The 21711-nt window shown below is 35.9% G+C and carries 21 protein-coding genes; 8 read left to right on the top strand and 13 right to left on the bottom strand.

Features of this window, described 5'->3' with window-relative positions:
- Positions 1–2 precede the first annotated feature (2 nt).
- On the top strand, positions 3–578 hold the full coding sequence (locus tag JML65_RS05070; RefSeq protein ID WP_202270109.1) for a 5-formyltetrahydrofolate cyclo-ligase: 576 nt from the start codon (positions 3–5) through the stop codon (positions 576–578).
- On the opposite strand, the gene JML65_RS05075 is transcribed toward JML65_RS05070, so the two are convergent.
- Together JML65_RS05075 and JML65_RS05080 are read right to left on the bottom strand one after the other, a co-directional pair.
- A complete protein-coding gene (locus tag JML65_RS05075) occupies positions 527–1108 on the bottom strand; it encodes a hypothetical protein (RefSeq protein ID WP_047491324.1) in 582 nt (193 codons plus the stop codon). The two genes, JML65_RS05070 and JML65_RS05075, sit on opposite strands and share 52 nt — an antisense overlap.
- Positions 1092–2273, bottom strand: coding sequence for a hypothetical protein (locus JML65_RS05080; protein ID WP_202270110.1), 1182 nt, complete (start codon positions 2271–2273; stop codon positions 1092–1094). Before JML65_RS05080 ends, JML65_RS05075 begins: the two co-directional genes overlap by 17 nt.
- A gap of 183 nt (positions 2274–2456) precedes the next feature.
- Between JML65_RS05080 and JML65_RS05085 the strand changes: the two genes are divergently transcribed.
- Positions 2457–2795 (top strand): hypothetical protein, encoded by a 339-nt coding sequence (locus tag JML65_RS05085; RefSeq protein WP_047491330.1) that lies wholly within the window; start codon positions 2457–2459, stop codon positions 2793–2795.
- Between the two features lie 142 nt (positions 2796–2937).
- On the opposite strand, the gene JML65_RS05090 is transcribed toward JML65_RS05085, so the two are convergent.
- The 4 genes from JML65_RS05090 to rmuC all read right to left on the bottom strand — a co-directional run bounded on the left by JML65_RS05090 (position 2938) and on the right by rmuC (position 7007).
- The gene (locus tag JML65_RS05090) at positions 2938–3705 is read right to left on the bottom strand and encodes a TrmH family RNA methyltransferase (RefSeq protein WP_047491333.1); all 768 of its coding nucleotides are present in this window, start codon (positions 3703–3705) and stop codon (positions 2938–2940) included.
- Between the two features lie 20 nt (positions 3706–3725).
- The gene (locus tag JML65_RS05095; RefSeq protein WP_202270111.1) at positions 3726–4517 is read right to left on the bottom strand and encodes a type II CAAX prenyl endopeptidase Rce1 family protein; all 792 of its coding nucleotides are present in this window, start codon (positions 4515–4517) and stop codon (positions 3726–3728) included.
- 90 nt (positions 4518–4607) lie between these two features.
- Entirely contained in the window at positions 4608–5447 is an 840-nt protein-coding gene (locus JML65_RS05100; RefSeq protein WP_202270112.1) for a LytTR family DNA-binding domain-containing protein, read from the bottom strand.
- 57 nt (positions 5448–5504) lie between these two features.
- Positions 5505–7007 (bottom strand): DNA recombination protein RmuC, encoded by a 1503-nt coding sequence (gene rmuC / locus JML65_RS05105; protein ID WP_084086561.1) that lies wholly within the window; start codon positions 7005–7007, stop codon positions 5505–5507.
- Positions 7008–7132: 125 nt separating this feature from the next.
- Here rmuC and JML65_RS05110 point away from each other — a divergent pair, with 125 nt between their 5' ends.
- The 5 genes from JML65_RS05110 to JML65_RS05130 all read left to right on the top strand — a co-directional run bounded on the left by JML65_RS05110 (position 7133) and on the right by JML65_RS05130 (position 14907).
- Positions 7133–7807 carry a response regulator transcription factor gene (locus JML65_RS05110; protein WP_047491635.1) on the top strand — a complete coding sequence of 225 codons (675 nt, stop codon included), beginning with the start codon at positions 7133–7135 and terminating at the stop codon, positions 7805–7807.
- Positions 7808–7809: 2 nt separating this feature from the next.
- Entirely contained in the window at positions 7810–9168 is a 1359-nt protein-coding gene (locus tag JML65_RS05115) for a sensor histidine kinase (RefSeq protein ID WP_202270113.1), read from the top strand.
- Between the two features lie 232 nt (positions 9169–9400).
- Positions 9401–10684: a TolC family protein gene (locus tag JML65_RS05120; protein WP_202270114.1), complete on the top strand. Its 1284-nt coding sequence runs from the start codon at positions 9401–9403 to the stop codon at positions 10682–10684.
- 9 nt (positions 10685–10693) lie between these two features.
- Positions 10694–11809, top strand: a complete 1116-nt coding sequence (locus tag JML65_RS05125; protein WP_202270115.1) for an efflux RND transporter periplasmic adaptor subunit — start codon at positions 10694–10696, stop codon at positions 11807–11809.
- On the top strand, positions 11809–14907 hold the full coding sequence (locus JML65_RS05130; RefSeq protein WP_202270116.1) for an efflux RND transporter permease subunit: 3099 nt from the start codon (positions 11809–11811) through the stop codon (positions 14905–14907). Before JML65_RS05125 ends, JML65_RS05130 begins: the two co-directional genes overlap by 1 nt.
- 66 nt (positions 14908–14973) lie before the next feature.
- Here JML65_RS05130 and JML65_RS05135 read toward each other — a convergent pair whose 3' ends face one another.
- The 7 genes from JML65_RS05135 to JML65_RS05165 all read right to left on the bottom strand — a co-directional run bounded on the left by JML65_RS05135 (position 14974) and on the right by JML65_RS05165 (position 19756).
- Entirely contained in the window at positions 14974–15729 is a 756-nt protein-coding gene (locus JML65_RS05135; RefSeq protein WP_202270117.1) for a DUF5995 family protein, read from the bottom strand.
- Positions 15730–15863: 134 nt separating this feature from the next.
- Complete coding sequence (locus JML65_RS05140) at positions 15864–16100, bottom strand: TIGR04149 family rSAM-modified RiPP (protein WP_047491352.1); 237 nt, start codon at positions 16098–16100, stop codon at positions 15864–15866.
- A gap of 163 nt (positions 16101–16263) precedes the next feature.
- Positions 16264–16728: a hypothetical protein gene (locus JML65_RS05145; RefSeq protein WP_202270118.1), complete on the bottom strand. Its 465-nt coding sequence runs from the start codon at positions 16726–16728 to the stop codon at positions 16264–16266.
- A gap of 173 nt (positions 16729–16901) precedes the next feature.
- Entirely contained in the window at positions 16902–17492 is a 591-nt protein-coding gene (locus JML65_RS05150) for a hypothetical protein (RefSeq protein ID WP_202270119.1), read from the bottom strand.
- A gap of 2 nt (positions 17493–17494) precedes the next feature.
- Complete coding sequence (locus JML65_RS05155) at positions 17495–17965, bottom strand: YciI family protein (RefSeq protein ID WP_202270120.1); 471 nt, start codon at positions 17963–17965, stop codon at positions 17495–17497.
- Between the two features lie 40 nt (positions 17966–18005).
- The gene (gene pncB / locus JML65_RS05160; RefSeq protein WP_047491363.1) at positions 18006–19184 is read right to left on the bottom strand and encodes a nicotinate phosphoribosyltransferase; all 1179 of its coding nucleotides are present in this window, start codon (positions 19182–19184) and stop codon (positions 18006–18008) included.
- A 95-nt stretch (positions 19185–19279) separates the two neighbouring features.
- The gene (locus tag JML65_RS05165) at positions 19280–19756 is read right to left on the bottom strand and encodes a Dps family protein (protein WP_084086568.1); all 477 of its coding nucleotides are present in this window, start codon (positions 19754–19756) and stop codon (positions 19280–19282) included.
- A gap of 214 nt (positions 19757–19970) precedes the next feature.
- Between JML65_RS05165 and JML65_RS05170 the strand changes: the two genes are divergently transcribed.
- Positions 19971–21557, top strand: a complete 1587-nt coding sequence (locus JML65_RS05170) for a hypothetical protein (protein WP_202270121.1) — start codon at positions 19971–19973, stop codon at positions 21555–21557.
- The last annotated feature ends 154 nt before the right edge of the window (positions 21558–21711 follow it).

Here is a 21711-nt window from a genome sequence, read left to right on the forward strand (position 1 = left end):
TTATGCTGAAAGCAGAGCTTAGAAAAAAATATATGCAGAAAAGAAAAGCCTTGTCACGTGATGAGGCTTTCTTGTTATCTGAAAAAATATTCACCCGTTTTTTAATATTCTTTAAACCATGTGCGGGCCAGAAGGTGCATATTTTCATTCCAATTGAGAAGTTTAAGGAGATAGATACCCAAATCTTCATTCAGTATTTTTTAGAGCAGAATATACGCGTTTATGTGCCTAAAGTAGTGGATGATGAGCTGATCAATATTGAAATCTTTAAAGATACTGTATTTGATACCAGTGCGTGGGGGATTCCGGAGCCTGTTTCCAATGAAGATTCCGGAGAGACCCGTTTCGATTTTGTCATTACTCCCTTGTTGTATTGTGATAAAAAAGGGAATAGGATAGGCTATGGAAAAGGGTTCTATGATGGCTTTTTTCAAAGCCTGCCTAAAGAATCAAAAAAAATCGGAGTCAATTACTTTGACCCCGATGAATATATTGATGACGTCTGGGAAAATGATATTCCCTTAGACTATTTGGTGACCCCTACAGAGGTGCTGTCTTTCTTAAGTGGTTTAGAATAGAAATCAAGGAAGTAAAACTTAAATTCTTTTTTAAGCTTAGGTGTGGAAAGCAGGATATACTGTGCATTCTTTTCAAAATTCCCTAAAGATTTATTCTTGCTGTCGAAATACTCTACATTGAATTTGGCATAATCCAGGGTATCCTTTTTATAAAATTCTTTATAAACATTCAGATTATTCACTTTAATGGATTTTACCTTCATACTGTCCAGTTCCCTGAATAACCTTTTAAAAGTTAAAGAGTCCGGTTTGTGGAAATAACTTTGCATCTGGGAATAGATCACCGTATCTATTTCAGTGTTTCTGTTTCCGGACAAATAGAGCGTAGAAAGGTCCATTAATTCCTGAACTTTTTGTTTTGTGATTGAATTGATCGCCTGCATACTGTCCATTTGTACGGCAGGATAGCTCTTGGCATTGGTGCTGTTTCTAAGCTTATCGAGATCGCTTACTTCTGTTTTTTTATTGTTACAGGCAATGATTGCTAAAAAAAGCACTGCAAAAATTAAAAAATTATTTATTTTTTTCATCTGTGGATGCGATTTTAAATTTAATAGATATGATCTTACCGTTGTTGTCCTTTTTCATTTCTATAACATTCAGGTTTTTCAATGAAGTAGTGGGAGTGGTCACCAGGGTAATGTATTTTTGTTTGTCCAGCCTTTCTATACCATAAGTGTCGTTATCATATACCTGATATATAACCGCATTGTTGCTGATCAGGTTTTCTAACTGATTTCTTTTTTGTTTAATAAGGGCTACCTGTTCTTCAGGGTTTCCGCCTTTAATATCTTTAATAGAGAAATAATAAGCTGCCATTTTATAATCATCAGGCTTTAGCTCTATTTTTTCCTCTTCAGGTGCATTTTCCAGATTTCTGTTAACGTCCAGAGGCTCGTAGAATGGCGCGCTGATCCGCATTTTCAGGTTTTTATCCTTGGTTGAATAGAGAAAACAGTCACCGGGTTTTATTTTATACATGATCGGAGACTCATTTTCTTTAATCACCATAATGTCTAATGTATTAATCACATTCACACTGCGGTCCTTGTCAATAAAACAATATTTGTAAGTTTTTGAAAAAAGTACATCTTTAAATCCCAGCAATCCGGTTATTGTGATCAATATCGAAGTAATAAAAGCCCAGGCATTTTTTTTGAAGAAATTTTTCTTAGGAAAATCCGGTGATGGAGTTTGGTCCTTAGAAACTGGTGTTGTTTTATTAACTGGTTGATTATCAGTATTTGTTTTTTGTAAATCACTGTTTTCGGAGACCTGAATTTCGGTTTTTTGAACAGGAATTTCAGTTTTTGGTAGCTCCGGAGCTAGTTGAACTGTTTTCTCCAATTCTTTAAGATCTTCGTCCTCCAAATTTTCAATTTCCTGAAGGAGTTCTCCGGCAAAAAGATGCTGCTTTTTGAATTCGTACCAAGAGTCGTAACCTGCATAAATACTCAGTAAATTGAGCATATCAATTCTGGGTAATTTTGTAACCGGTGAAGTTTTAAAGTAAGTGTAAAATGACTTCTCACTGATGTTACCTTTGGCTTTTTTGCGTAGGTCTTCCTGGAAATATATAATGTCTATACCCTTCCACTTTGAAATATCATCATGCGAAGGGGTATATTCTTTTAAGTATTGACTCTGAACATCCTTTTTCAACTGCTCAAAGTGTAATAAATCTAAATCTGCCAATTTTTCAAAAAATAATTAAATTGTTGATTATCAGTTATGTTTTTTTGTAAAACTATTTTACAAAGTTATTACAATTATTTTTCATAAACAAGTTTTCTATCTGCTATACCTTTGTCTTGTTCAAATAACAGAACAGAAGAAAATTTTATAAAACAATATTAACAAAATTAAATTTAATTTATTATGAAAAAGTCATTATTCGTAGCTGCTATCGCTGCAATCTCTCTAGTTGCTTGTAAAAAAACTGAAGCTACTGCTACTGAAGGTACTACTGATTCAGCTGCTGTAACTGCTGATTCTGCTGCTGTTGTAGTTGATTCTGCTGCTAAAGTTGTTGATTCTGCTGCTACTACTGCTGTAACTGCTACTAAAGATGCTGCTGCTGCTACTACTGCTGCTGGTGCTGAAGTTGCTAAAGATGCTGCTAAAGGAGCTGCTGATGCTGCTAAAGGTGCTGCTGATGCTGCTAAAGGTGCTGCTGACGCTGCTAAAGATGCTGCTAAAGACGCTGCTAAGAAATAATTCTAGCATAAGCTTAACAATAAAAGAACCGTTTCACCCAGTGAAACGGTTTTTTTATGCTTTAGTTTTTACTTCCGTTGTAATAATGGTAAACCAATAGGTGAAGTAACTTCAGGCTATAGACTTAAGGAAGTAGAATCTTTTATCCTTTTTTCTGTTTTAATGATTCATAGCAGGTAATCGCTACGGCATTGCTCAGGTTTAAAGAGTCAATACTCCCGGCCATAGGAATCAGCGTATTCTGCCCTTTTCCCATCCAGAAATCACTCAACCCGGAATGCTCAGTACCGAATAGAACAGCAGATCGCTGTTTGAAATCTCTTTTATAAAGATCTTCCGCACTTTCATCCATAAGAGTAGTGTAGATATTGAATTTGTTTTGCTGAAGAAATTTCAACGTTTCGTCATTTTCAGCCTGATAGACTTCCATACCAAAAAGACAGCCTACACTGGATCTGATGACATTGGGATTATAAAAATCCGTTTTTCCGTCTGCTACAATGAGTGCATCAATTCCGAATGCTTCACAACTTCTTAAGATTGCTCCCAGGTTTCCTGGCTTTTCTACCCCTTCAACAATGATAACAGTAGAATTTTCTTTCGGAACAAATGATGATAAAACGGCTTCTTTAGCCTCGTAGATACCGATAATCCCTTCAGAACTTCCTCTGTATGCTATTTTCTCATATACTTTTTCACTTACATAATGGATTTTTCCATCAGGAGTTTTTCCTTTAAAGATATTTTCACAAATAAAAAACTCTAAAGGTTCAAAATGATATTGTACAGCTCTTTCATTTTCCTGCTGTCCTTCCACAACAAATACTTTGGATTTTTTACGGAATCTATTGTCAGTAAGGAGCTTAGTGACATTTTTTATTTTTTCGTTCTGAAAACTTTCTATCAACATATTGCAAAATTATGCAAAATTTATGATTGAACTTCTGTGCTTTTAGAAAAAAGCATTCTCCACGTAATCTGAAAAGGTATTTTGTTTTTTCTTTTATGATATACAATGAAGGCTATTATAAGAAAGATGGATAGGAGCTTATAGAGGTTTCCATAAAGATTTCCGGCAACATTTTCCGAAACAGTAAAGATTTCCCAATACAGATTCATGAAGAAATGGGGAAATATAGCAGACCATAGATTAAAGCCTTGTTCAATATATATCCAGGCAAAAAATACAGAACCCAGAAATGTAATGGTAAATATTTCAATGAGTTCCATTGAATTCTGACTTTGATATAAATGAACCTGTGCAAATAATAAAGATCCGAATAACAAGGACGATAAAAATCCGAGTCGGGTGAATCTGTATAATGTTCCGATGAGAAAAGCTCTGAAGATGATTTCTTCAAAGAACGCGGAGGAAATAGTATTGATGAATAAGGATTCAATGTTGAGCGCAGTGTTTATTTTAAAATAAAGTCCATAGCCTATCAGCATGGGTGAAGTGCCGAGAAATGCTAATATAAAGCCTTTAGTAATGGATTTATCCAGAGAAAGCAGACTGAGAATGCTCTTTGTAGGAAATAAAACCTTTAATGTTATGACTAATGGAATCAAAGTAATCGTGTAAGCCGTCATATGGGCAATAGCTTTGCTGTGAAATATTTCTTTTGAGAATTGCTGAATATTTTTGAAATAAAATACATCAAAAAAATAATAGATGATAAACCCCAGGATGAAGATTGAAAAGAAGCAAATTGTTTTACTCATATCAGTTATTTTGAGCAAAAATGTACTATTCAGTAATGCGTGTCAAATTAATGTGATGAGTGTCAAAGAATAGTGACCAATGGCAAGTTTTTACCTTTTAGACTGTTGTAATTGGGGAATAATACTGGAGATAAAACTTCTGGAAACCGGAATTTCAAAATCAATTTCCGGAAGAATTAATTTATAACCCTGCGCATTTCCTTTAAGATCCTTTACTTTTTCCAGATTGATAATGTAGGAGCGATGGCATTTTTTAATGGAATGGGTTTCCACTTGTTTTAAGATATTGGATAAGCTTATCCTGATTAAAAGTTTCTTTATCTTACCATCCTCTAAAAAGTAGACATTGCAATAGTTTTCCATAGATTGAGCATACAGGAAATTTTCTTCAGTAACTTCCAGTTCGATATTGTTACCCAAAATTTTCAGGACTTTTTCTTTGGGAGCCTCACAGTTACTTATGGGCTGCGGAGCCACATCCAATGCCGTATTTTCGGGAATATTTTTTAAATAAATATATCTTGACAGAATATATATAGTAGAAATGGGAATGCCTATTGCTAAAGAGTAGAGAAACATATAGCCATAATTTTCAAAGCTAAGTTTTACATGACTGATACATAATGCATTGTAAAAGTAAGAGGAAATAGATCCTAATAATAAGATCACAAGGATTTTCATGAGCTCATATCCAATATTCCAATCTTTAAATTGGGAAACAAAAAGGCTTGAAATAAAAAAAGCTGATCCAAAAATAAGCGTGTAAGGGAAAAGGACAATGTATTTGTAAGGATGATGAAAACTTTCTGTACCAAAGGGTTGAAAAATAATCAGGAAAAGATAAACAAGAATTCCAGCTGCCAAAGAGGAAAACAATATTTCTTTTACAGATTTTGATCTTGGATATAAATAAGGTACAAAAGAAAACATATCAGTTATTTTATCAAATTTTAGTATCCGTTCCTGCATAGGTTCACCCTAAGCTTTTTAATTTTCAGGGTCTAAGATATTGCTATTATCAATAAGACTTGGAGGAAGGTCTTTTTTGTTTTTAATGCCCAGAGATTTAAGTTTTTGAGTCTGAATGATAAGGTTGTCATTACCTGTGTGAAGCTGTTTGTAGGCATCGTTATACACATTTTTAGCCTGATCGAGATTTCTTCCCACTTTCTCGAGATTCTCCACAAAACCTACAAACTTATCATAAAGTTTCGCTCCCCGCTCAGCAATTTCCAAAGAATTTTTGTTTTGGTATTCACGTTTCCAAAGATCTGCAATGAGCTTCAGAGAAGTGATCAGATTGCTTGGATTGAGCAACAAGATCCTCCTTTCATAAGCATAGTTCCAAAGATTCTGGTCTGCCTGCATCGCTGCAATATAGGCCGGCTCACTGGGGATAAACATCATCACAAAGTCCAATGATTTCCCATAGTCGTCATAAGCTTTCTGGCTAAGCTGTGTAATATGGTTTTTGATAGATCCCAGATGCTGGCTTAGTTTTATGGCATATACGTCCTGATCGGTTTCATCTACAAGATCCGTGAAAGCGGTGAGTGAAACTTTGGAATCAATAATCACATTTCTTTCATCAGGATATTTTATAACAGCATCAGGTCGCATTTTCTTACCGGAAAATTCGGAAAACAAAGCGTTGTTATCTTCATCGCGAAGTTCATGTTCAAGAAAATATTCTCTCCCTTTTACAAGTCCGGATTTTTCAAGAATACTTTCCAAAATCATTTCACCCCAATTTCCCTGGGTTTTACTTTCCCCTTTGAGAGCCCTGGTCAGTTTTTTAGCATCATCAGAAATTTGCTGATTCAGTTCTGCAAGTTCTTTTACTTTTTCTGCCAAAGAGAAACGTTCTTTATTTTCTTTTTCATAGGCTTCATTGACTTTGTTTTTGAGCTCTGCAATTTTTTCCTGGAAAGGATCAAGAATATTTTTTAAGTTATTTTGATTCAGTGTCGTAAATTTTTCTGTCTTTTCCTCTAATATTTTATTTGCCAGGTTTTCAAACTGCAATTTCGACTCTTCCTGAATTTTTGTTATCTCTTCTTTTTGTGTATCCAGCGATTTTTGAAGTCCCTCATTCTTTGCTGAAAGCTCAGCATTCTTAGCAAAAATATCCTGTTTTTCTAAAACCAAGGTATCGATATAAGAAGTCTGTTTGATGCTAAGCTGCTTCAATTCCTGATACTGCATGTTCAGTGACGAATATTCGGCAGAGACTTTTGCAAATTCATTTTTCAGATCGTTCAGGAGATCCTGGTGGAGAAGGTTTTGTTCTTTTTCTTTTTCCACTTCTTTGCTCAGTTCCTGAATTTTCAACCCACTGTTGGAAAGGTCGGAATTACTTTTAATATGTAAATTATTTAATTCATCATAAGAACTCCTTGAAACCATTGACGATTTCAAAGCAAAATATAAAACTACGGCTCCTAATAATCCGCCTACAATAAACCCAATAATTAAATAGATCATCTCCATTTTTCAAAATTATGAAAAAAGGCTGGAAGTTGCTACCGGATGATGAATTCCCGGAAGTGCTGCTCTTTCAATCTTCAGCCTTTTTCCTAAAGAATACTTATATTTATAGGAAATTTCGGGACTATATGAATATTTTGTTGGTAGAAGATGATCAGAGAATCAGTAATTTTCTTATAAAAGGACTTACCGAAGCAGGGTACAGTATGACCCTTGCTGATTCCGGTGAAAAAGCCCGGGAGCTTCTTACCACGTATAATTTTGATATTATTTTAATGGATATTATGCTTCCCGGATTAGACGGAATGCAGCTTACCCAATTGATAAGGTTTAAAGGAAATTACACCCCGATTATTATTCTAAGTGCCTTAAACAGTCCGGATGATAAAATAAAAATGCTGGATCTCGGAGCAGATGATTACTTATCTAAACCTTTCCATTTTGAAGAGCTTATTTCAAGAATTAAAGCATTGACCAGGCGAAATAAACTGAGTTACCAAAAAGAAAATCAGCTCCTGTCTTGCGGTAATATTGTGATAGATACAGATCTTCATAAAGTAACCCAGGGTGATAAGGAAATTGAATTTTCTCCTACCGAATATAAACTTTTTACTTTCCTGATGGAAAATAAAAATAAAGTACTCAGCAGAACCCAGATTCTTCACAATGTATGGGGTATAGATTTTGACAATACAACAAATGTAGTAGATGTATATATTTCCTATGTACGCAATAAAATTGATGAAACCGGTCAGAAAATTATTCATACGGTAAAGGGAACAGGATATTTAATTAAAGACTGAAGATGACGCTCAGAAACAGGTTTACCCTTATTTCAAGCCTTTCATTCGGCATTGTTTCTATTGTCACATTTGTGGTGATATTCTTTGCTTATTATGACAGTACCAAGATCTTTTATTTTGAAAAGCTGAGAAATACAGCTCTTATTTCTGCAATCTATTATCTTGAAAAAGATGAACTTCCGAAAGACAGACATGCCCAAATCAAGCAAGAGTATAATCATCTTATCCAGAATAACCGGGTGGCTGTTTACAACCAAAATAATGAAGTTACATTCGGACAGAATCTGCATGATCCTAATATTAAACTGCAGCATATTCAGACTGCGAGAAATAATAAAGGGGTGCAGTTTATGTCGGATAACAGTTTTTACTATGGGATTTTTTATCCGGATAATCAGGGGGACTTCGTTGTTTTTGTAAAATCACCCAACGATTCATTCCAGTCGCAGATGATCAGGCTTTCGGTTATTATGCTTGCTGTTCTTGTGCTTGGTTTGCTGGCTATTTATTTCCTTAGCCGCTATCTTTCAAAAGTGGTGTACAAGCCGATTTCCAATGTGGTAGAGCGCATTAATAATGTGGATTACAATAATATTTCCACAGCAATTACCTCTACCAATACCAATGATGAAATTGAAGACCTTATTAAATCTTATAATAAATTATTCGGAAGGATTTCTGAAAGCATGTTGCTTCAGCAGAACTTTATCAATTATGTTTCTCATGAATTTAAAACCCCTTTGGCCGCGATCTCTGGAAACCTGGAGGTATTTGCCCAGAAAGACAGAACTCCGGAAGAATACAAAGCCGTGGTCAGAGAATCTTTAGATAATGTATATGAGATTGAAAATATTCTCAACAATCTTTTACTGATGTCCGGAATGACAAAGCTTGAAACTTCCCATAAACAGATGAGGGTAGATGAGCTGATCTGGAAGATTTATGAGAAGCTTGAACCGAAAGCCAAAGAAAAACACTCTTCTATTAAAATACAGCTTCAGGTGATAAAACCGGCTTTATTGGAAATTCCGGGAAATGAGACCTTGCTTTATCTGGCCTTATATAATATTGTAGAGAATGCGATCAAATATTCTCATGATAAACCTGTGGTTATTGCCTTGTTGGAGAAAGATAACTGCCTGAATATTGAAATCAATGATCAGGGGAAAGGAATTCCGGCAGATGATCTTACCAAAATTACTGAAACATTTTACAGAGGTAAAAATGTAGACCGTATTAAAGGAAGTGGTATTGGATTATCACTATCCAAAAGTATTTTTGATCATCATAATATTGTAATGAAAATAGATTCTAAAGTAGATAGGGGGACGAACGTTCTGCTTGTGTTCCCTGCCATTTAATCTCGCGCAGATTTTCTAGATGTATGGATTCTCAGAGATGTTTGTGAATCCTCTTTCCTCGATGAAATAGCATTATTCACGTTAAAAAAAATAGGCATAATCTCCCTGATCTGGGGAGCCTTAAAAAAGTATCTCTACCTGTTCTAATCAAACTCTAATGTTAGGCTAATTGAATTTTAATTTGATTCGAAATTGGGTCTAATACTAGAGGGATAGCTTTGTGGTCTTAAATATGAGACCTTTGAAAAAGATTATTTTTACACTATTTTATATTCATTGTTTTAGTTTCTTTTCTGCGCAGATTTCCGATACCATAAAGATCGGCAGAAAGGAAGCTGAAACAATTTTTCTTGCTAAAAATCTTGATCTTATTGCCCAGAAACTGGAGATTTCCCAGGCAGAAGCCCGTGTTCTTCAGGCAAAATACTGGCCTAATCCTACATTAAGCATCAGTGAAGTCAATCTATGGAGAACCTATGATATTGAAGAACAGCCTGCACTTATTGGAAATTGGGGGAAGAATACTCAGATTTCTGCTGAAATAGAGCAGGTAATTCAGACAGCTGGTAAGAGGAGAAAAAATATAGAATTACAAAAGATTGAAGTAGAAGGAGAAAAGTATGAGCTGCAGGAAGTATTTCGTGAACTTAAAAAAACACTGAGAAATACGATCACTGAAATTCTCTATAACCAGGAACAGCAGAAAATCTATCAGGGGCAGATCTCTTCTATAGAGAAACTAACAAAATCTTACAACAACCAATTGAACCTTGGAAATATCAGTAAAGCAGAGTACGTCCGCTTAAAAGCACAGGAAATTGAATTCAAGAAAAAACTGATTTCATTGAAGCAGGAAATTGAAGACCAGCAGGTGGAACTGAAAGCTTTACTGATGATTCCCTCTCAGTCTTATCTTGTGATTTCTGATTCTTTTACCATGCCGGAAAAACAGCTTTCCGAAGTAGAAATGGTACAATGGATAGAAAAAGCAAAAGAAAACCGTCCGGACATTCTGATTTCCAGAAATAAAGAGAAACATGCAGATAAAAATCTGGAAATACAAAATGCTATGAAGACTCCGGATATTGCCGTTTCGATAGGCTATGACCGCGGTGGAAATATTATGAAGGATTTTATAGGATTGGGATTATCCTTTGATCTTCCCATTTTCGACCGAAATAAAGGGAATATTCAGGAGGCCCAGCTGGAAGTTCAGAAAATGAAGATTGAAACCCGAAAGAATATGCTGAAGTCTGAAAATGAGATTGTTTCTGTTTTTAGAAATTATATCCGGACACAGCAGGTTTCTGAAGAAATAGATGACACGTATGAGGCTACTTTGGATGGTCTGTTGGTGAGCCACGAGAAAAATTTCAGATTGAGAAATATCAGCATGTTGGAATATATGGATTTTCTGGATACCTATATTGGCAATAAAATGATCATCCTGGATACTAAAAAAGAGCTTAATCAATACTACGAAAACCTGCAATATGTTGTAGGACAAGATTTATAATACTTAGATATGAAAATGAATATTACCAGATACATTGCAGTGATTTATCTTTCTGCTTTGGTTTCCCTTACAGGCTGTAAAGATCAGAAACAGGATAGCGAAGCTCACAAAGGCTATTGCATTAGTAAAGAACTTAAAAAGGATATTAAACTTGTTCAGGCAGAAATGCGTCCTATTGAAGAAAGTATTACACTTACCGGAGAAGTGGAAAGTAATTCAGACAAAACAGTTCCTTTTGTGAGTCTTGTAGATGGAGTGGTTACAGAAACTTACTTCTCTTTAGGTGATTATGTGAAAAAGGGGCAGGTTTTAGCAAGTGTAAAAAGTACTGCTGTCAATGAAATGCAGGATGATACCCAGACTTTACAGGCTCAGCTGGCAGTGGCCAAAAGAAAGCTGTCTTCTGTAGAAGCAATGTATAAAGATGATATTGCTTCTCAGAAAGATTTGCAGGAAGCAAGATCCGAAGTAGCCATATTGCAGTCTAATATTTCCAAGACCCAAAAAAATATGCAGCTGTATTCAGCAGGAGGGAGCACCATTCAGATTAAAGCTCCTGCAGACGGGTATGTGGTTTCCAAAAATATTTCCAAAGGAATGCCGGTTACAGCAGGAGGTGATCAGCTATTTACGGTTTCCAATCTGGATAAAGTCTGGGTAATGGCCAATGTCTATGCGACCAATATGAGACATGTGTATGTAGATCAGCCGGTAGTGGTAAAAACTCTGGCATATCCTGATGACAGTTTTTCCGGGAAAATCAACAATATTTCACAGGTTTTTAACGAGAATGAAAGAGTTCTCAAGGCGAAGATCATTATGGATAATAATGGTATGAAACTAAGACCTGGAATGTCTGCGGATATTGTTCTGCCGGTTAATTCACAAAACAGAACTGCACTGGCAATTCCTGCTAAGGCTATGATCTTTGATAATAATCAGAGTTATGTAGTGGTGTACAAAAAAGACTGTGAACTGGAGATCAGGCCGGTAACGGAAATCACTTCCAACAGCCAACATATTTATGTAGAAGGAAATTTAAAGCCCGGAGAGAATATTATCGCTTCCAATGGGCTGCTGATCTATGAAAACCTGAAAAACCAATTAAATAACGCCATCAAGTAATGCGAAAATTTGTACAGAATATAGTTTCCTTCTCTTTAAAAAACTCATTGATTGTTCTTTTGGGAACTTTCCTTTTGTTGGCCGGAGGAATCTATTCCTATATGCATACTCCCATTGAAGCATTTCCGGATGTTACCAATACCAGAGTAAGGGTGATTACCCAATGGCCGGGAAGAAGTGCCGAGGAAATAGAAAAATTTGTTACCCTGCCAATTTCGAAAGAAATGAATGCTATCCCGAATAAAACATCGGTACGGTCTATTTCATTGTTCGGATTATCGGTGGTTACGGTAATTTTCGATGATCATGTAGATGACTTTTATGCCCAGCAGTATGCTTCCAATAAACTGGGGAATGTGGAACTCCCCAATGGCGCAGAATATAGTATTGAGCCTCCTTCCGGGGCTACCGGTGAAATTTATCGGTACATTATCAAGAGTAAGCTGCCGATCAAAGAAGTTACAGCGATTCAGGATTGGGTCATCGAAAGAGAATTGCTGGCAGTTCCCGGAGTAGCTGATGTGGTTAGTTTTGGTGGTGAAGAAAAAACATATGAAATAAAAATTAATCCTACAGAATTACACAATTATGACCTTTCCCCCCTGGATGTGTATGAAGCGGTTTCGAAGAGTAACATCAATGTAGGAGGAGATGTAGTGGCAAAGGGAGATCAGGCTTATGTAGTACGGGGGATTGGTCTTTTAGAGAAAAAGGAGGATATTGAGAATATTCAGATTGAAGTAAAAGGTTCTACGCCTATTTTGGTAAAACATGTGGCAGAAGTAAAGATCTCGGCAAAACCAAGACTGGGACAGGTAGGGTATAACAAAGAAAATGATGTAGTAGAAGGAATTGTGATCATGCTTCGTGGTGAAAATCCAAGTGAGGTTATTGCGAAACTGAAGGATAGGATAGAGCAGCTGAACGGAGGAGAACTTCCGGGTGATATTCAGATTGTCCCTATTATTGACCGTACAGAACTGGTGAATACAACCGTTCATACCGTTTCCAAAAACCTGATTGAAGGGGTGATCCTGGTCTCTATTATAGTATTTATATTTCTGTATAACTGGAGAACGACGTTCATTGTGGCTTCGGTGATTCCTTTGGCTTTCCTTTTTGCTATTATTATGTTGAGAATTCAGGGGCTTCCTGCTAACCTGATTTCTATGGGAGCATTGGATTTCGGATTATTGCTGGAGGGAACGCTGGTTATTGTAGAACATGTATTTGTAGCTCTCGAACTCAAGGCCAAGAAAATAGGACTCCGAAGGTTCAATAAAATCTCAAAACTCGGGATCATAAAAAGAAGTGCCGGAAGTGTGGCAAGCTATATTTTCTTTGCATTGCTGATTCTTATTGTGGCATTGCTGCCCATTTTCTCTTTCCAGAAAGTGGAAGGAAAAATGTTCTCTCCTTTAGCATTTACATTGGGATATGCCTTGTTGGGATCGTTAATCTTGAGTTTGACCTATGTGCCGGCAATGTGTAAACTTTTGCTGACTAAAAATATAGAAGAAAAAGAGAATTTTATTTCAAGATTTTTCAGGGTAAATATCTATAGAATCTATGAGTTCAGTAACCGTCATAAAAAAGGATTTATCATCGGGTTTATTACTTTATTGGCGATTTGTGGCTGGAGATTCTCCAATTACGGATCTGAATTTTTACCCAAACTGAATGAAGGAGCAATCTACGTACGTGCAACGTTGCCCAATAGTGTAAACCTTGACGAATCTGTACGTCTGACGAAAGAGATGAAAGGGATTTTAATGAAGTATGATGAAGTGAAATTCGTCATGACTCAGACGGGCCGCCCGAATGACGGAACAGATCCTACCGGATTTTTTAATATAGAATTTAATATTCAGCTGAAGCCGGAAAATGAATGGAAGAAAAAAATATCCAAAGAAGAACTTCTGGAAGAAATGAGAGGCTCTCTTGAAAAATATCCGGGTATTAATTTTGGATTCAGCCAGCCGATTCAGGATAATGTGGAAGAATATGTGGCAGGAGTGAAAGCCCCATTGGTGATTAAAATTTTCGGAAATGATCTGTTTGAACTTGAAAACTATGCCAATCAAGTAGCCAATTCCATCAGAACGGTTCCCGGAATTTCAGATGTGAATGTTTTTAAAAATATAGGACTTCCTGAGCTTAGAATACAGCTTCATGATTCAAAAATGGCAAAATACGGTGTTTCTACAGCAGATGCACAAGCCGTTATTGAAATGACTATTGGAGGGCAGGCAGCTACCAAATTTTATGAAGAGGAAAGAATGTTTGATGTTATGCTGAGATTTGAAAAACAATATCGTGATACCCCTGAAAAAATGGGGGATATCCTGATTCCTACTCAGGATAATAAAAAAGTACCGCTGAAAGAAATTGCAACGATTGATTATCATACTGGTCCGTCTTTTATTTACCGTGAAGGAAACAGCAGGTATATTGGAGTAGGATTCAATATTGAAGGTCGTGATTTGGGAAGTACAATCAAAGAAGCCAAAGCCAAAGTTGAAAAAGAAGTACAACTTCCCAAGAGTCATAAAATGACCTGGGCCGGAGAGTTTGAAAGTAAAGAAAGGGCGGCAAAACAGCTGGCCATGGTAGTGCCTATTTCTTTAGTTCTTATTCTGATGCTGCTGTATTTCAATTTTGGGAATGTAAAAGATACATTGATTTCTTCCATTACATTGGCGTTTGCGTTTATCGGAGGGTTTTTGTCTCTCTGGTTTACAGGAACCATTTTCGGAATCTCCGCAGGGATTGGTTTTATTATCCTTTTTGGAGTAGCAACTATTGACGGTATCGTTCTGATTGGAGTCATGAAGGAGAACTTACAAAACAGGATGCCTCTTAAAAATGCGATTGCTCAGGGGGTGCAAAGTAGAATCCGCCCGGTAGTGATGATTGCCTTAATGGGGTCTATGGGACTTTTACCGGCAGCAATGTCCAATGGAATGGGTTCGGAAATCCAGAAACCATTAGCGATTATGATTGTAGGAGGGTTGATCATCTGTATGCTTCTTTCATTTACCATACTGCCGATTATATTCTATTATGCTTATCGTAAAAAATATAAGGAAGCAATATAGTTTCTTTTATTTTGTTCATTATGTTAACCGGGATTCTTGAGGAAGATCCCGGTTTTTTTATCCGGATTAAATACTTTTTGTAGACTCTAATATTTCAATATTCCTTACCACATCATTCCTTTCACATTTTTTAAGCTCCTTGATAAGTCCGGAATTAGTGAGCTTCGGATTCAATATCTGTGAAGCTACTTTTGCTGCGGCATAATCAATAATGCTAATGACAGGTTCTCGCAGAAAATTTGGAGTGTTGGAGGCAATCACGGCAGTTGTCCATGAAGTTTCTCTGGCTTTGGAAATGGCAAAATCCAGTATGGCATTGTCTTTTCCGTTAGAAAGCTGATCAATCAGGTCTACAGGGTAGCATATCTTGCCCAGAGAATCCTGAACCTTTTGGTTAATAGAAGCAATAACGCTGTTAATATTCTCAAAATCTTTCTTTAAGGGATTTATTTTCCGGTAAGGCATAATCGCAGCTGCTGAAATTCCAAGATCAAGGTTGATATGGGCATTCATTCCCAGAAAAATGTGCTGTAATATCAGAAGGTTTTTATTTTTTGAAGCTTCAAAAGCAGTATACCATGAGTTGCTGCACCGGTTACCTTTGCGGTAGCTATCCCAAGCTTCAAGATATCTTTGTGCAAAAGCAATGTCCAATGTTACCATTCTCGGATTATCTTCAAATTTTTTCTGTTGAATTCCTTTCAAAACCTGTGCGGTCATTATACGGTAAGTACAGCCGAAATATCCTGCCGGACTTTGATTTTCCTTGCACCAGATGATGATAGTATCCAGTTTTTGTAGAACTTCTTCAATGGTTTTCATGGCGGTTTTTTGTTTATTTAAAGATAATAAAAACCTATGATCCATGTGTGTATTGTTTTGAAAACGAGTAGAATGATCTTTTTAATAATAAAAAAGTGAGCCGGAAAGACTCACTTTATTTGTTGTTCATTAGATTATGGAGTAATTATAATCGGATCTGGAAAAGGTTCAAGAACCAAGGGCTTGCACATTGCTGCCGGTTGGCAGGTTCCTCCCATGCATATAAAATTAGTCATGGTGGTGGTACCGTCAGGACATCTGATCATCCCTTCACCATGGCATCCTCCCGGACATTCTGCCGGATATAAATACCCACCGAATAGATCTTTCAATTCTGTTCTTGAAAGTTTTGATACGTTCATTTTTTTCATGGAATTAATTTTTATAGGTTTTTAATTTGTATGGTATTGAAAATGAACATCTAATATAGTAAAAAAACAAATCACTATATGACGATATAGTGATTTGTTTTTATTTTGTTTGACAATGAGAATGAATTATGATTGAAGGAGTATTCTTAATTTATTGTTTTACTCAGCTTCCACAATACATATAGTATGATGGTTTATAATTTTCTCTTTTTTCATTGCTTTGTGGAGTAAGCCCTTCAAAAAAGATATGGTCGCCAAGTTCTTTATTACTGACTTGATTTTGTAATTGATACAGTAAATCCAGAGCTGTGAAGTTGGTACCGTTGCCTGCTTTCAGCTTCGCGCAAAACTCTACCTGAAACATGCCATAGTCACTATTATCTTCGCTGAATATATCATTTTCATCACCCATCAATGTTTCGTTGGGGGCAATATCTTCTTTTCCTTTGATCCACGCTTCATAGAAAACATATATTTCAGGTGCGTTTATTACAGTTTTATATGGCTCCCAAGACGCTTTTTCTTTTAAAATCAGAGTTTGGTAGTCTGTGATTTCCTTATTGAAATCCTCACTGCTGTCGTAGACTTTCTTTTGAAAAGCCCAGAGAATGTTTGATAATAGACCCATTTGTTTTTGTTTTAAGTGATTAAACGTTTATTTTTCTATTCTCCAAGCCTTTTCTTTTAATAATGTTGTATACTCTTGATGGCTATCTATAACTGAGTTTGAGATATTATAATTATTAGTGTTATTCCCGTTGACATTGTAAATGTTTTTATGAAGTAAATTATTACTTTTTCTTAATTAACAAAAAGAACAAAATATACACAGTTAAGGACTGTTGCTATAAATGAAGCAATAAATACAGCCAAATTATCACGTGTTTTTCCTGTGAATAATCTTATGATCCAATAATTCATAATGTAAGCAGGTATGAGTAAACTAAAAGAGAAAACTGACAGGAAAATAAATTTGTATAAAATGGCCAGGATAATAACGGTACTCAAAACAGAGGCTATGATAGTCCCGATAAAGCTGTATATTAATGTATCTGAATCAACTTTTAAATTCTCAACTTTCTGGTGGATCTGATTGTATTTTCTATCTACAAGAATTCCAATGGATTTATCGGATAGCAAATCAGAGCTTAATAATGATAAACATTCCTGTTTTGATAATTTATTCATATAATACCCATGAATCTCTCTTATCAATCTATTTTGCTCATTTAAAAATAAATTCTGAGCTTTAATTTTATTCTGAAAATCTTCCAGAGTACCCCTACTTATAATTTCGTCTATGATCTCCTTATCCGGTTTACCCTGGTAGTCTATCTGATTCTTATAAGATTCGATCAGATCCTGTTCTGAAAATTTACTATAAAATCCCATTTTTAAGGATTTTCCTTCGAAATTTCTTCGTGATGTTTCAGATACAAAGGCAATGCCGCCGATCCATACCACGGGAAAATTTCATAACTAAAGACTCCGGCCTGAACTGCAGGGTCTGTTTTTACCCATTGCTCTGCTTCTTCTTTAGATTTCGTATTAAAGATGAACATTCCTCGGTAGTTTTCTTTATTTTTTTCCAGAAATGGACCTGCCGCAATAATTTTCCCTTCATCAGCCAGCTTCCCGATATTAGCCATATGACCTTTCATCAATGCTCCCATTTTGGCTTTATCATCTATTTTTGTGCTTCCGGTAGTAAGCATGACAATTGTGTAGGCCTTCATCCCGTATTGGTCTGCACCAAGAGAGGTTGCCAGCTCCTGATTGAATTTTACTTTTTCTTTTTTCTTCTCCTGAGCGAAGGATAAAGTGGTCAGCAAAATACTAAGGGTGATAAAAACTTTTAATTTCATAGATGTTTTAATTATAATGTGAATATCTGAAATCTAAATTCTAATCTTTTATTCTTAAAAACTCCTTGGCAAGCTCTATCATTTTAGGATCACCCGTATATTTTCCATGCTCATCAGAAAGTTTTACCGTAGGGATCCATTCTTTATTAGGTGCCTGAACGCCGATAAGTTTCATAACGATATTCATTGGTTTTACTCCTACATCATTGGTAAGATTGGTTCCTATTCCAAAAGAGATTCCTATTTTTCCTCTGCAGTAGCTGGTAATCTCCTCTACTTTTTCAAGATTCAGGGCATCAGAGAAGATAATATATTTAAACATGGGATTGATACCGTTATTCTGGTAATGAGCAATGGTTTTGTCTGCAAATTCTAAAGCATCGCCGCTATCATGACGTACTCCATCAAAAAGCTTGGCGAATTTTTTATCAAACTGCTGGAAGAAAACATCTGTGGTATAGGTATCTGAAAGGGCAACTCCCAGATCGCCTCTGTAAACATCCACCCAGTGTTCCAAAGCAAGCTCATTGGCCATTTTGAAACCATATTCAGCCGCGTGGAACATAAACCATTCGTGAGCATGGGTCCCAATTGGTTTGACTCCATACTTCATCGCGAAATGAACATTGGAGCTTCCGATAAAAGTAGAATCTTTTTTCTGGGTCAAAGCTTCCATTACCAGATTCTGTACTTTATAAGAATGTCTTCTTCTGGTTCCGAACTCGGCAAAGGTTACCCCAAGTTTTCCCAATGAATCTGCCTTCTCCAGGGTTTTGTTCATCACTACTTCATTGGAGTCCCTTTCCATGTGATTCATTTCGTAGTGAAGTTCACTGATCAGTGCCAGCAAAGGAACTTCCCAAAGAATTGTTCTGTACCAAAGTCCTTCCACTATTACAGAAAGATCACCTCCTTCCTGATGAATTTTTACTTCAGACGGATCATAATGATACCCTTCTAAAAAATCCAGGTAGGGAAGATCAATATAAGGACAGGTCCTTGCCATGAATTTCTTCTCATCTTTGGTAAGTTTAAGTTCTGCCATTTTATTGACCGCTTCTCTTAAAGCAGTATCAAAACCTGGCGGAAAGTGATGTTTCCCCCTATTGATAAATTCGTATTTTACAATAGAACCAGGGAAAAGTTTTACCACTGCATTTTGCATGGTTATTTTATAAAAATCATTATCGAGAATTGAGTTGAGTCTTACGTCGTTCATAATATGTGTAATTTTAACGCAAATATAGAAATAAAAAATAAAATCGCCTAAATGTAAGGCGATTTTTTTGAAATATTTCAATGCTTGCTATTGAGCTATTTTCCAAGGTAAGAATTGTACATCCAAACTTCTTTTTCCTGCTCCGTGATATAGTCGCTCATTTGAGAGTTTGTACCTTCATCACCTGCTTCATCTGTAATATCTAATAACTCTCTCTGAAGATCAATAACCACCTTGAAAGAACTTAAAATCAATTCAACACTTTTTGTACCATCTGTCACTTCTTTTGTCTCTTTAATGGTAGCTACTTTCAAATAGTCGGAGTAATTGTGAGCTGGGGTAGCTCCCAAAGTCAGAATTCTTTCTGCAATCTCATCAATTTTTAAAACCAGACTATTGTATAGTTCTTCAAACTTAGGATGAAGGGTGAAAAACTGATCTCCTTTAATATTCCAGTGAGCCCCTCTGGTGTTCTGATAGAATATAGAATAGTTGGCTAAAAGTGCATTTAATTTTTCTGAAATCTTTTTACAGTCGGCTTCTTTAAGACCGATAATACTAGCGTTTTTCATATGTATATATTTATATTTAATTTTTATAAGACCGTATGGAATTATCTTTCTCCCTGTGGTGTCTGTTGGGAGATATCAATAATGACCATTTCATACGTTATCTTTTGTGCATATCAAATTTACGAAATATTGTGCCGAACTGCCCCCAATATTAATAGATGATAACTATAAGAAAATTTTTTAAAATAGTTTGGAAGTATTAATATTGCAGAAGATGAAAAGTTTTTTGATCACAGCAGCCATATTTTTTGGGATATGTTTTATCTATATCCTGATCATGCTTTCTACGACCGAGCATTATTTTACCTATTTGCTGGATGATGCCTATATTCACATGGCGATTGCTAAAAACTTTGCAGTTCATGGTATCTGGGGAATGACCAGGTATGCTTTTTCCTCTTCCTCTTCATCACCGGTTTTTACCCTTATTTTAAGTGCATTGATTTTTCTCTTTGGAGATCATGCTTTAATTCCGTTGATTTTTAATCTGGTTTCAGCAGGATTGCTTATTGTTATCCTTAACAAATACTACTCCCTGTTTTTCAATCAGAACAGATCTATAGTTTGGGCCTGTTTGTTTAGTCTTTTCTTTGCAGTGCTGCATGTGCAGATTGTAACCGGGATGGAGCATATTTTACAGACATTGATGATTGCCATCAATATGTACTGCTTTAAAAAATGGTCAGACCGTGAGGGTAAAGACAGGATCTCTCAATATGGTTTCTATTTTACGCTCCTGTCATTAGGTCTGATCAGATTTGAAAGCATGTTTTATTTTGTCTCCCTTGCATTTGTCTTTATGCTGATCAGGAAATGGAAGGACTCAGCACTTGTACTGGTCTGTGGTTTCGTTCCTATTTTTCTCTTCGGCTACATCAATTATCCTAAAAGTGGGTATTTTTTCCCCAATTCAGTTATTGCCAAAGGATCATTGATAGATTTCTCAGGCAGTATACCCATGCAGATCATTGATCTCGTACTGAAAAAAGTAATTTTAAATACCAGTTTCTATAAAATCGGATTGTTTCCCTTAATGATCAGTATGGTCTTATTATATAAGGACTATCAGAAAAAATTGAGCTTTCAAAAAATTATTGCGAACAACTTTCTCATCGTCGCCTGGAATTCTACTTTTATCCTGCATAGTTTATTTGGGGAAATAAAAGGGCAATTCAGGTATGAAGCTTATCTTTTAGTGGCTTTTGCAATGGTTCTTATTCCAAAGCTTACATCTTTTTTCGCCCAGCCATTACCGTTTTTTAGAAAAGAAAGAATCATAGGAATAAGTATACTGGCGAATGTATTATTGCTGGTATATAAGTTTGGGCATGCTCATATGTTGATAACTAATGGAAGTGCTAACATATATGAACAACAGATTCAGTCTGCAAGATTCTTAAAAAAATATTATAATTCCTCTAAGGTGGTGGCTAATGATATTGGTGCCATCTGCTACTTTACGGATATCCATTTACTTGACTTCATGGGATTAGGATCTAAAGAAATGCTCCCTTTCAGAACGAAAGATAAAAGGCCTGATGATCAATTTGAAAACTTTTTGACACGAAGTGCTGTTGAAAATCAGTATCAGCTGGCTATCGCTTATGAAGAATGGCTGGATGGGCATACCCCAAAGAACTGGAAAAAGGTTGCCTATCTGGAAGTCGGAGGAAAGAATGTCGTACTGGGTGAAAAACATTTGTTCATATATTCCATTAACCCTGAAATACATAATTCTCTACAGCAAAATATTAGAAACTTTAACTGGAATAAGAATGTTAAGGTTACAATCATTGAATAATTAAAGCAAGCTATTGCTGTAATTATCTTAATGAATAGATAATAATTTGTTAACCGATCCGGCAGATTGTTTTTTTTAGCTTTACCCTCAAGATTGAAATGGCAGGTCCCAGCAATGACCCTTTAAAAAGAAAAGCAATACAGGATCCTTTTAA

Source organism: Chryseobacterium sp. KMC2 (assembly GCF_016756935.1).
Lineage (GTDB): Bacteria > Bacteroidota > Bacteroidia > Flavobacteriales > Weeksellaceae > Chryseobacterium > Chryseobacterium rhizosphaerae.

What these genes read in the sequence shown, in the direction of transcription:
- JML65_RS05110 (WP_047491635.1), top strand. Translation starts at nt 7,133, where the DNA reads ATGAATATTTTGTTGGTAGAAGATGATCAGAGAATCAGTAATTTTCTT.
- JML65_RS05140 (WP_047491352.1), bottom strand. Translation starts at nt 16,100, where the DNA reads ATGAAAAAAATGAACGTATCAAAACTTTCAAGAACAGAATTGAAAGAT.
- JML65_RS05095 (WP_202270111.1), bottom strand. Translation starts at nt 4,517, where the DNA reads ATGAGTAAAACAATTTGCTTCTTTTCAATCTTCATCCTGGGGTTTATC.
- JML65_RS05070 (WP_202270109.1), top strand. Translation starts at nt 3, where the DNA reads ATGCTGAAAGCAGAGCTTAGAAAAAAATATATGCAGAAAAGAAAAGCC.
- JML65_RS05130 (WP_202270116.1), top strand. Translation starts at nt 11,809, where the DNA reads ATGCGAAAATTTGTACAGAATATAGTTTCCTTCTCTTTAAAAAACTCA.
- JML65_RS05165 (WP_084086568.1), bottom strand. Translation starts at nt 19,756, where the DNA reads ATGAAAAACGCTAGTATTATCGGTCTTAAAGAAGCCGACTGTAAAAAG.
- JML65_RS05085 (WP_047491330.1), top strand. Translation starts at nt 2,457, where the DNA reads ATGAAAAAGTCATTATTCGTAGCTGCTATCGCTGCAATCTCTCTAGTT.
- JML65_RS05155 (WP_202270120.1), bottom strand. Translation starts at nt 17,965, where the DNA reads ATGAAATTAAAAGTTTTTATCACCCTTAGTATTTTGCTGACCACTTTA.
- rmuC (WP_084086561.1), bottom strand. Translation starts at nt 7,007, where the DNA reads ATGGAGATGATCTATTTAATTATTGGGTTTATTGTAGGCGGATTATTA.
- JML65_RS05135 (WP_202270117.1), bottom strand. Translation starts at nt 15,729, where the DNA reads ATGAAAACCATTGAAGAAGTTCTACAAAAACTGGATACTATCATCATC.
- JML65_RS05120 (WP_202270114.1), top strand. Translation starts at nt 9,401, where the DNA reads ATGAGACCTTTGAAAAAGATTATTTTTACACTATTTTATATTCATTGT.
- JML65_RS05150 (WP_202270119.1), bottom strand. Translation starts at nt 17,492, where the DNA reads ATGGGATTTTATAGTAAATTTTCAGAACAGGATCTGATCGAATCTTAT.
- JML65_RS05075 (WP_047491324.1), bottom strand. Translation starts at nt 1,108, where the DNA reads ATGAAAAAAATAAATAATTTTTTAATTTTTGCAGTGCTTTTTTTAGCA.
- pncB (WP_047491363.1), bottom strand. Translation starts at nt 19,184, where the DNA reads ATGAACGACGTAAGACTCAACTCAATTCTCGATAATGATTTTTATAAA.
- JML65_RS05170 (WP_202270121.1), top strand. Translation starts at nt 19,971, where the DNA reads ATGAAAAGTTTTTTGATCACAGCAGCCATATTTTTTGGGATATGTTTT.
- JML65_RS05145 (WP_202270118.1), bottom strand. Translation starts at nt 16,728, where the DNA reads ATGGGTCTATTATCAAACATTCTCTGGGCTTTTCAAAAGAAAGTCTAC.
- JML65_RS05115 (WP_202270113.1), top strand. Translation starts at nt 7,810, where the DNA reads ATGACGCTCAGAAACAGGTTTACCCTTATTTCAAGCCTTTCATTCGGC.
- JML65_RS05100 (WP_202270112.1), bottom strand. Translation starts at nt 5,447, where the DNA reads ATGTTTTCTTTTGTACCTTATTTATATCCAAGATCAAAATCTGTAAAA.
- JML65_RS05090 (WP_047491333.1), bottom strand. Translation starts at nt 3,705, where the DNA reads ATGTTGATAGAAAGTTTTCAGAACGAAAAAATAAAAAATGTCACTAAG.
- JML65_RS05125 (WP_202270115.1), top strand. Translation starts at nt 10,694, where the DNA reads ATGAAAATGAATATTACCAGATACATTGCAGTGATTTATCTTTCTGCT.